Consider the following 824-nt stretch of genomic DNA (forward strand, 5'->3'; position numbering starts at 1 on the left):
ATGTTACATATTGGTAAATTTAGAAAAAAAACATCACATTCTAATCAAGCCAGCAAGGCAAAAAATAAAAAGAGCAAATCTATCACGGAAACGTCTGCGGAGTTTGTTCACTTGAAAAGCAAGAATTACATTATCAAAAAAACCACCATTTATAAGATGCTTCCCAATAGAGCTCTTATCCATTTCTAATAAAACTACTATTTTTATGATCTCTCCGGCATACCATCGGTCAAAAACTTTCTTTGACCGTTTAGCAGCACTTCGGATACTATTATTAGCACCAACTTGGTTGTTCGCGTGTTGCCGATATAGCATAGATGGTTGTTTATCTATAATCCATTTGAAACCACGATTTCTTGCATAAGCATAAATCATCCAATCATGAAGCGTGACTTTTCCCACTTCATCTGAATGCATTAAATAAAACTTTTTAAAGCTATTGCACAACTCATTAGTCAACACATAAGTACAACCGGGGCCCGCCGCTTCAAATAAATAGTCATACTTTACTTGCTTTTGAGCCTTGTCAATCAAACATTTTCGGCCATCCTCCCAGAATGCAATGATATTGCTTGAATATGCATGAGCATTGCTTGAAATTATATTGCATATGGAAGTATAGAGTTTGTTTTCAAACCAAATGTCATCCTGATCTGAAAACGATATATAATCATATTTCGAAAAATCTACATCTCGAATTAATCTATAAAAATTTGGCCCTGCGCCACCAAATCGTTCACCATAATCTAATACTGTTAGCCGATGATCCTGTTCAGCATATGCTTTACATAGTTCAAAAGTATCATCATCAGATTTATCTACAC

Annotated in this window: 1 protein-coding gene; it reads right to left on the bottom strand. The window is 34.8% G+C overall.

The window, feature by feature from the left end; all coding sequences use genetic code 11:
• Window positions 1-33: 33 nt before the first annotated feature.
• Window positions 34-824: glycosyltransferase family 2 protein (locus IM317_RS23700; protein ID WP_193362552.1), on the bottom strand; the 791-nt coding region annotated here is incomplete at its 5' end.

It is taken from the genome of Enterobacter cloacae complex sp. S3 (assembly GCF_014930495.1).
Classification (GTDB): Bacteria; Pseudomonadota; Gammaproteobacteria; order Enterobacterales; family Enterobacteriaceae; genus Enterobacter; species Enterobacter asburiae_B.